Below are 8,800 nucleotides of genomic sequence, written 5' to 3' on the forward strand. Positions count from 1 at the left end.
CGACGGCCCGCGCCTCCGAGGAGGTGCGGGCCGTCGCCTGGAAGCCGGCCGTCACTGGGTCGCGTCGTCCTTCGCCTCTTCGGAGTCCGCGGCCTCTTCGCCCTCGATCACCGGGATGAGGGAGAGCTTGCCGCGCTGGTCGATCTCGGCGATCTCGACCTGGACCTTCTGGCCCACACCGAGGACGTCCTCGACGTTCTCCACGCGCTTGCCGCCGGCGAGCTTGCGGATCTGCGAGATGTGCAGCAGACCGTCCTTGCCCGGGAGCAGCGACACGAACGCGCCGAAGGTGGTCGTCTTGACGACCGTGCCCAGATAGCGCTCGCCGACCTCCGGCATGGTCGGGTTGGCGATGCCGTTGATCGTGGCGCGGGCGGCCTCGGCGGCCGGTCCGTCGGCGGCACCGATGTAGATGGTGCCGTCGTCCTCGATCGTGATGTCGGCGCCGGTGTCCTCCTGGATCTGGTTGATCATCTTGCCCTTGGGGCCGATGACCTCACCGATCTTGTCCACCGGGATCTTGACGGTGATGATCCGCGGCGCGTTCGGGGACATCTCGTCCGGGACGTCGATGGCCTCGTTCATCACATCGAGGATGTGGAGGCGGGCGTCGCGGGCCTGCTTCAGCGCGGCGGCCAGGACCGAGGCGGGAATGCCGTCGAGCTTGGTGTCGAGCTGGAGCGCGGTGACGAAGGTCTTCGTACCGGCGACCTTGAAGTCCATGTCACCGAAGGCGTCCTCCGCACCGAGGATGTCGGTGAGGGTGACGTAGTGGGTCTCGCCGTCGATCTCCTGGGAGATCAGGCCCATGGCGATACCGGCGACGGGCGCCTTGAGCGGCACACCGGCGTTCAGCAGCGACATGGTGGAGGCGCAGACCGAGCCCATGGACGTGGAGCCGTTGGAGCCCAGCGCCTCGGAGACCTGGCGGATGGCGTACGGGAACTCCTCGCGCGTCGGCAGCACCGGTACGAGCGCGCGCTCGGCCAGGGCGCCGTGGCCGATCTCGCGGCGCTTGGGCGAACCGACGCGGCCGGTCTCACCGGTGGAGTACGGCGGGAAGTTGTAGTTGTGCATGTAACGCTTGCGGGTGACCGGCGAGAGCGTGTCGAGCTGCTGCTCCATCCGGAGCATGTTCAGCGTGGTGACGCCCAGGATCTGGGTCTCGCCACGCTCGAAGAGCGCCGAACCGTGCACGCGCGGGATGGCCTCGACCTCGGCGGCGAGCGTACGGATGTCCGTGACGCCACGGCCGTCGATACGGACCTTGTCCTTGATGACGCGCTCACGGACCAGGGACTTGGTCAGCGAGCGGTAGGCCGCGGAGATCTCCTTCTCGCGGCCCTCGAACTGCGGGAGCAGCTTCTCGCCGGCGAGGACCTTGACACGGTCCAGCTCGGCCTCGCGCTCCTGCTTGCCCGCGATGGTGAGCGCCTGGGCCAGCTCGGACCTGACGGCCGAGGTGAGCGCCTCCAGGACGTCGTCCTCGTAGTCGAGGAAGATCGGGAACTCGCCGGTGGGCTTGGCGGCCTTGGCGGCGAGATCCGACTGCGCCTTGCAGAGGACCTTGATGAAGGGCTTCGCGGCCTCAAGACCGGCGGCGACGACCTCCTCGGTGGGAGCCTCGGCGCCGTCCTTGACGAGCTGGATGGTCTTCTCGGTGGCCTCGGCCTCGACCATCATGATCGCGACATCGCCGTCGTCCAGGACCCGGCCGGCGACGACCATGTCGAAGACGGCCTCCTCCAGCTCGGTGTGCGTCGGGAACGCGACCCACTGGCCCTTGATCAGGGCGACACGGGTGCCGCCGATGGGGCCGGAGAAGGGCAGGCCCGCGAGCTGCGTGGAGCAGGAGGCGGCGTTGATCGCGACCACGTCGTAGAGGTGGTCCGGGTTGAGCGCCATGATCGTCTCAACGACCTGGATCTCGTTGCGCAGGCCCTTCCTGAAGGACGGGCGCAGCGGGCGGTCGATGAGCCGGCAGGTGAGGATGGCGTCCTCGGAGGGACGGCCCTCGCGGCGGAAGAAGGAGCCGGGAATCTTGCCGGCGGCGTACATCCGCTCCTCGACGTCCACCGTCAGCGGGAAGAAGTCGAGCTGGTCCTTGGGCTTCTTGGAGGCGGTGGTGGCCGACAGCACCATGGTGTCGTCGTCCAGATAGGCGACGGCGGAGCCGGCGGCCTGACGGGCGAGCCGGCCCGTCTCGAAGCGGATGGTGCGGGTGCCGAAGGTTCCGTTGTCGATAACGGCCTCGGCGTAGTGGGTCTCGTTCTCCACTAGTGATTTCTCCTCGTCTTCGTCCGGTGCCCGTGTGGCAGGGGACGTGGCGGAGAAGCGCTCCTTGGTGCGGGCCGGTCTTCGATCGAAGCACCCGGGACCGCGGCATGGGCCGCGCGTCCTTCCGGGCGCCACTACCGAGGACCGGCGGCGGCGGAGGTCGCTCCTCCTCTTCCTCTTTCAGTTGTACTCGTACGTCTTCAGTTGTACTTGTGCGTCCAGGTTACTGAGCTTCGCCGAGGGACGGCATTCCGGCCGTCCCGGGCCGGTGCCCGTACCGTTCCGTACAGGTGCTCGTACCGTTCCGTACATACGGCAAAGGGAGCGGTCCCCGGTGGTGGGGACCGCTCCCTTCACGGTGTCTTACTTGGCACCGCCGGCCGCACCGCGGCGGATGCCCAGGCGGTCGACCAGCGCACGGAAGCGCTGGATGTCCTTCTTGGCCAGGTACTGGAGCAGCCGGCGGCGCTGGCCGACCAGAATCAGCAGACCGCGACGGGAGTGGTGGTCGTGCTTGTGGGTCTTGAGGTGCTCGGTCAGGTCCGAGATCCGGCGCGACAGCATGGCGACCTGGACCTCGGGGGAGCCGGTGTCACCTTCCTTGGTGCCGAACTCGGTCATGATCTGCTTCTTCGTAGCGGCGTCGAGCGACACGCGTACTCCTCGTGGGTCTTCGTGGCCACCGAGTGCCCCAGGTCGAATACTCTGGGGAGCTTCCGTTACTCGGGAGGCGGGGTCCGCTGGGCGTTGACCGCGGAGCAGAGGCTCCGGGTTCACGTACACACACGGCCGTCACACAGGGTACCAGTCCCCGGGCAGGCTCCTGGCCACGGCCCGGGAGCCCGGAACAGAGCCCGGCGGGGACGCTGCCTAGCTGGTGAGGGCGCGGGCCGCGGTGAAGACGTCGAGGACCGCGAGGCAGAGCGGGACCAGCGAGAGCAGTACCGCGCCCTCGGCGAGATCGAGGAGCCGGCCCCAGAAGGGCGAGAGGCCCTTGTGCGGGACGATCAGACCGATCGCGGTGATCAGGGCGGCGCCCGCGGCGACGCTCGCGGTGAGCCAGATCGTACGGATGTCGAGCGCGCCGCGGTCGCCGTAGGTCAGAAGCTCCCTGACCAGGTCGGCGGGCGGATTCAGGGAGAGGCCGAGGACCAGCAGCGCGATCGCCGCGATGCCCGCGACCAGCACGCAGGTGACCTGCGAGGTGTAGCGGAAGAGCCGGGCGCGCAGCAGCATCGCGAGACCGGCCGCGAGGGCGAGGAACTGGCCCCAGACGGTGTCCGAGAAGCCGAGCACCGCCGCGGCGCCGACGACGACCGCCGCGCAGCCGCCGACCAGACCGAGCAGCATCTCGTGGCCGCGGCGGGCCTGGGCGGCGATGCGCTCGGCGTCGACGGGTTCGGCGTCGGAGGAGGCGTGCGGATCGGCGAAGGCGTCGTCGCCGTACTCGCCGCCCGTCGCGCTGCGCGGTGCCGCGTAGCCGATGGGCAGCCGGGCGAAGCGGGCGGAGAGACCGGGCAGGAAGGCGACGATCCCGATGGCGACCGGTGCGCAGACGGCGGCGGTCCCGGTGGCCGACGCCTCGGTCAGGATCATCACGAAGGTCGCGAGCGTGCCGGCGGTGGCCAGGAAGGTCGCGGCGACGAAGGGCGCGTCGCCGCTCGGCGTGAGCGCGACGAGGACGACGGACGCGACCAGCACGGTGACACAGCCGAGCAGGAACTGGAGCCGTCCCGGGCCCTGTCCGGCGTCGGGACCGATGATCCCGGAGCCGGCGATCAGCAGCAGCGGCAGGGCGCCGAGTCCGAGCGCGACGGCGGTGGCGCGGTCCGCGTAGACCCGGGCCCGTACGCCCGCGAAGGCGGTCAGCAGCACACCGGCCGCGCCCGCGATCACACCGGGAAGGCTGTGCATGTCGTGGCGGACGGGATCGGCGAACCAGAGGACGAAGCCCATGAGGACGAGCAGCAGGACTCCGCCGATCAGACCGGCGGAGCGCAGCAGTTCGTCGCTCCAGAGATGACGGTCGCGCCGGACGGCGGAGGCGACGGCGTCCGAGACGTCGTCGAAGACCGCGGGCGGCAGGGACTCGGCGAAGGGCCGCAGGCTGAGGACCTCGCCGTCGAGCACCTGCTGGGCGACCAGGGTGCGGGCGCCGTCCAGTACGGTGCCGTCGCGCCGGACCAGGTGGTATCCGGTGGGAGTGCCCGCCGTCTGGGTCTGGCCGGTCAGTCTCAGGATCTCCGGGTGGATGTCGGCGACGGGAATGTCCTCCGGGAGCGCGACATCGATCCTGCTGTCCGGCGCCACGACGGTGACGCGGCAGAAGCCGGTCGCTGCGGTCGTAGTCACGTGTCTGTCCCCCTGATTCGCGGTTGCGCACGCTGCGCGCGCCACCCTACCGGGGCGCCGTGCGAAGGTCTGCAAGTAGGATCGCCGTCGCGCGGAGGGAGACCGTCGCCACGGGGGCGCCGGTACGGAACTGCCCGTCCGTCTTGAGGGATTGATGCGCCGGTGAGCCAGATCGTCGTCAAACGCCCACCACGGTCCCTTCCGCCGGAAGTGCCCACGGATGCCCTGGCCTTGGAGGCGCCGCCGGAACTGCCGCGCGGTCAGCAGGAGGGCATGCTGATGCAGGTCCTGCCGGTGCTCGGCATGGGCTCGTCGGTGGTCTTCTTCTTCTCGCCGCAGGCGCCTCCGTTCATGCGGATCATGGGCGTGCTGATGCTGTTCTCGACGCTGGCGATGGTCGTGGCGCAGATCGTCAGATTCCGTCGCGGTACGCAGGGGCAAATTGCCGATGTGCGGCGCGACTATCTCAAGTACCTCGCGCAGACGCGGCGTACGGTCCGCAGGACGGCGCGGGCGCAGCGCGATGCCCAGCTCTATCTGCATCCCTCGCCCGAGCAGCTCTGGTCGGTGGTGGCCGAGGGCTCGCGGGTGTGGGAACGGCGCGTCGGCGACGGGGACTTCGGGCAGCTCAGGATCGGGCTCGGCGCGCAGCGGCTCGCCACCGCGCTGGTCGCGCCCGACACGGCGCCGGTCGATGAGCTGGAGCCGCTGTGCGCCGGCGCGATGCAGCAGTTCCTCGCGGTGCACGGCTCGTTGGACGGGCTGCCGATGGCTGTGTCGATGCGCGCTTTCTACCATGTGACGGTCTCGGGCGAGCCGGAGTCGGCGCACTCGGCGGCGCGCGCGCTGGTCGCCCAGCTGGTGACGCTGCACTCGCCCGAAGATGTGATGGTCGCGGTGGTGGCGGCGCCCGGAGCGGTCGCGCGCTGGGACTGGACGAAGTGGCTGCCGCACACGCAGGTCCCGGGACAGATCGACGGCGCCGGTACGAAGCGGCTGTTCGGCGACGATCTCGGCGAGCTGGAGCAGCTTCTGCGCGGCAGGCTGGACGGGCGGCCCCGGTTCGGCCGGGACAGCCAGCCGGTGCTGGACCAGCCGCATGTGGTGGTCGTGCTGGACGGCGGGATGGTGCCGCCGGACTCGCTGTTCGCGGCGGCCGAGGGACTTCAGGGCGTGACGATCGTGGAGGTCGTCTCCGGCGAGCTGGACGAGCCGCGCGGCGGGCTGTCCGTGGTGGTACGGCCGGGCCGGCTGCGGCTGGAGTCGGGTGGAGGTCTGGCGTACGAGGGCGTGCCGGACGGGATCTCGCTGCCCGCCGCCGAGGCTCTCGCGCGGCAGCTCGCTCCGCTGCGCACGGGTGGCGGCGACGAGGACGAACCGCTGCTCGCCAATCTGGACTTCACGGATCTGCTCAATCTCGGTGACGCTGCGGCGGTCGATGTGGCCCGCACCTGGCGGCCCAGGTCGACGGCCGAGCGGCTGCGGGTGCCGATCGGTGTCGGCGAGGACGGCCAGCCGGTGATGCTGGACCTCAAGGAGGCCGCGCAGGAGGGCATGGGACCGCACGGGCTCTGTGTCGGCGCGACCGGTTCCGGCAAGTCGGAGCTGCTGCGTACGCTGGTGCTCGGGCTCGCCGTCACGCACTCCTCGGAGACGCTGAACTTCGTCCTCGCGGACTTCAAGGGCGGTGCGACCTTCGCCGGGATGTCGCAGATGCCGCATGTGGCGGCGGTCATCACCAACCTGGCGGACGATCTGACGCTGGTCGACCGGATGGGCGACGCGATCCGCGGTGAACTCCAGCGCCGTCAGGAGCTGCTGCGCTCGGCGGGCAACTACGCCAATATCCACGACTACGAGAAGGCGCGGGCGGCGGGCGCGGCGCTGGAGCCGCTGGCCTCGCTCGTGCTGGTGATCGACGAGTTCTCCGAACTGCTCACCGCCAAGCCCGACTTCATCGACATGTTCATCCAGATCGGCCGGATCGGCCGGTCCCTGGGGGTGCATCTGCTGCTGGCCTCGCAGCGGCTGGAGGAGGGCAAGCTGCGCGGGCTCGACACGTATCTCTCGTACCGGATCGGTCTGCGGACGTTCTCGGCGGCCGAGTCGCGTACGGCGCTGGGCGTGCCCGACGCGTACCACCTGCCGTCGGTGCCCGGCTCCGGCTATCTCAAGTTCGGTACGGACGAGATGACCCGTTTCAAGGCGGCGTATGTCTCCGGTACGTACCGCACCGGCGGTCCCGATCTCTCGGTGGGACAGCTGCATGTCGAGCGGCGGCCCGCGCTCTTCACGGCCACTCCGGTGCCCGTGGTGTACGCGGCGCCGGATCCGGCCGCCGCGCTCACGCCCTCGACCTCGGAGGACGACGCGCTGGCGGACACGGTCCTCGATGTGATCGTGCGCCGGCTGGACGGGCAGGGAGTGCCCGCGCACCAGGTGTGGCTGCCGCCGCTGGACGAGGCGCCGACGCTCGACCAGCTGCTGCCCGGGATCGCGGTGACGGCGGAGCGCGGGCTGAACGCGACCGAGTACACCAGGCCCGGCGGTCTGACCGTACCGCTCGGTCTGATCGACAAGCCCTTCGAGCAGCGCCGCGAGGTGCTCTACCGGGACTTCTCCGGCGCGGCCGGCCATATGCTCGTGGTGGGCGGTCCGCAGTCCGGCAAGTCGACGCTGATGCGGACGCTGATCGCGTCGTTCGCCCTCACCCACACTCCGCACGAAGTGCAGTTCTACGCACTGGACTTCGGCGGTGGCGGGCTTTCCTCGCTCGCCGATCTGCCGCATGTCGGCGGAGTCGCGTCCCGGCTCGATCCGGAACGGGTCCGGCGCGCGGTCGCGGAGGTGCTGGGAGTGCTCAACCGGCGCGAGGAGTTCTTCCGTTCGAACGGCATCGACTCCATCGCGACCTACCGGCGCAGGCGCGCGGCGGGCGAACTGCCCGGCGAGGCCTGGGGCGATGTCTTTCTGGTCATCGACGGCTGGGGCGGCTTCAAGAACGACTACGACATGCTGGAGCCGGTCATCTCCGATCTGGCGGCGCGCGGTCTGGGCTACGGCGTCCATGTCGTGGTCACCGCCGCCCGCTACATGGAGGTGCGCGCGGCGCTCAAGGACCAGATGCTGGGCCGGCTGGAGCTGCGGCTCGGCGATGTCATGGACTCGGAGTTCGACCGCAAGGTCGCGGCCAATGTGCCCACGGGAGTGCCGGGCCGTGGCCAGGTGCCCGAGAAGCTGCACTTCATGGGCGGGCTGCCGCGGATCGACGGAGTGAGCGGCGCCGCCGATCTCTCCGACGGCCAGACGGCGTTCGTCCGCGCGGTCAAGGAGGGCTGGACGGGACCGGCGGCGCCGACCGTACGGCTGCTGCCGCGCAAGCTGCCCGTCGAACAGCTTCCGAAGGGCTTCGAGTTCCCGCGGCACGGCATCGCGATCGGTATCGACGAGACCAATCTGGAGCCGGTGTTCGTCGACTTCGAGACCGACCCGTTCTTCATGATCTTCGGCGAGAGCGAGTCGGGGAAGACCGCGCTGCTGCGGCTGATCGCCAAGCAGCTCTCCGAGCGGTACGCGCCGGAGCAGGCGCGGATCGTGGTCGGTGACTACCGCCGCTCGATGCTGGAGGCCGTACCGTCCTCGCATCTGCTGGAGTACGCGCCGATGGCGTCGGCCATGCAGATGCATATGGACGCCATCGGCACGGTGATGCAGAAGCGGGCGCCGAAGCCGGACATCACTCCGCAGCAGCTCCGCGACCGGAGCTGGTGGAACGGTCCGCAGCTCTTCGTGCTCATCGACGACTACGAGCTGGTCGCGACCAACTCGGGCAATCCGCTGGCGAGTCTGGTGGAGCATCTTCCGTTCGCGCGGGACGTCGGTATCCGCTTCATCGTCGCGCGCAGCGCTGCGGGCGCCTCGCGTGCGATGTACGAGCCGTTCATGCAGCGGATGAAGGAGCTGGGCGCCCAGGGCGTGATCCTCTCGGGCGATCCGGGCGAGGGCGACATCCTCGGCAATGTCAGGGCCCGTCCGATGCCTCCGGGCCGCGGCACCTTCGTCTCGCGCAAGCGCGGCGCGCCGCTGGTGCAGGTGGGATGGCTGCCGGACCGCTAGGGCCTCTCGTTTGGATCTTGCTGGGCTCGCGTGCCCGCAGTGACATCAGCCGCTG

The 8,800-nt window shown here is 69.9% G+C and carries 4 protein-coding genes; 1 reads left to right on the forward strand and 3 read right to left on the reverse strand.

Features of this window, described 5'->3' with window-relative positions:
• Positions 1-51 precede the first annotated feature (51 nt).
• From GA0115259_RS22570 to eccD, 3 genes are all read right to left on the reverse strand, one after another.
• Entirely contained in the window at positions 52-2,277 is a 2,226-nt protein-coding gene (locus GA0115259_RS22570) for a polyribonucleotide nucleotidyltransferase (RefSeq protein ID WP_093600209.1), read from the reverse strand.
• Positions 2,278-2,640: 363 nt separating this feature from the next.
• Complete coding sequence (gene rpsO, locus GA0115259_RS22575) at positions 2,641-2,931, reverse strand: 30S ribosomal protein S15 (RefSeq protein WP_093600212.1); 291 nt, start codon at positions 2,929-2,931, stop codon at positions 2,641-2,643.
• Between the two features lie 216 nt (positions 2,932-3,147).
• Complete coding sequence (gene eccD, locus GA0115259_RS22580; protein WP_093600215.1) at positions 3,148-4,629, reverse strand: type VII secretion integral membrane protein EccD; 1,482 nt, start codon at positions 4,627-4,629, stop codon at positions 3,148-3,150.
• A gap of 162 nt (positions 4,630-4,791) precedes the next feature.
• On the opposite strand from eccD, the gene eccCa reads away from it, so the two are divergent.
• Entirely contained in the window at positions 4,792-8,745 is a 3,954-nt protein-coding gene (eccCa, locus tag GA0115259_RS22585) for a type VII secretion protein EccCa (protein WP_093600218.1), read from the forward strand.
• Positions 8,746-8,800 lie beyond the last annotated feature (55 nt).

The organism is Streptomyces sp. MnatMP-M17, from assembly GCF_900091995.1.
In the GTDB taxonomy this organism is placed as follows: domain Bacteria; phylum Actinomycetota; class Actinomycetes; order Streptomycetales; family Streptomycetaceae; genus Streptomyces.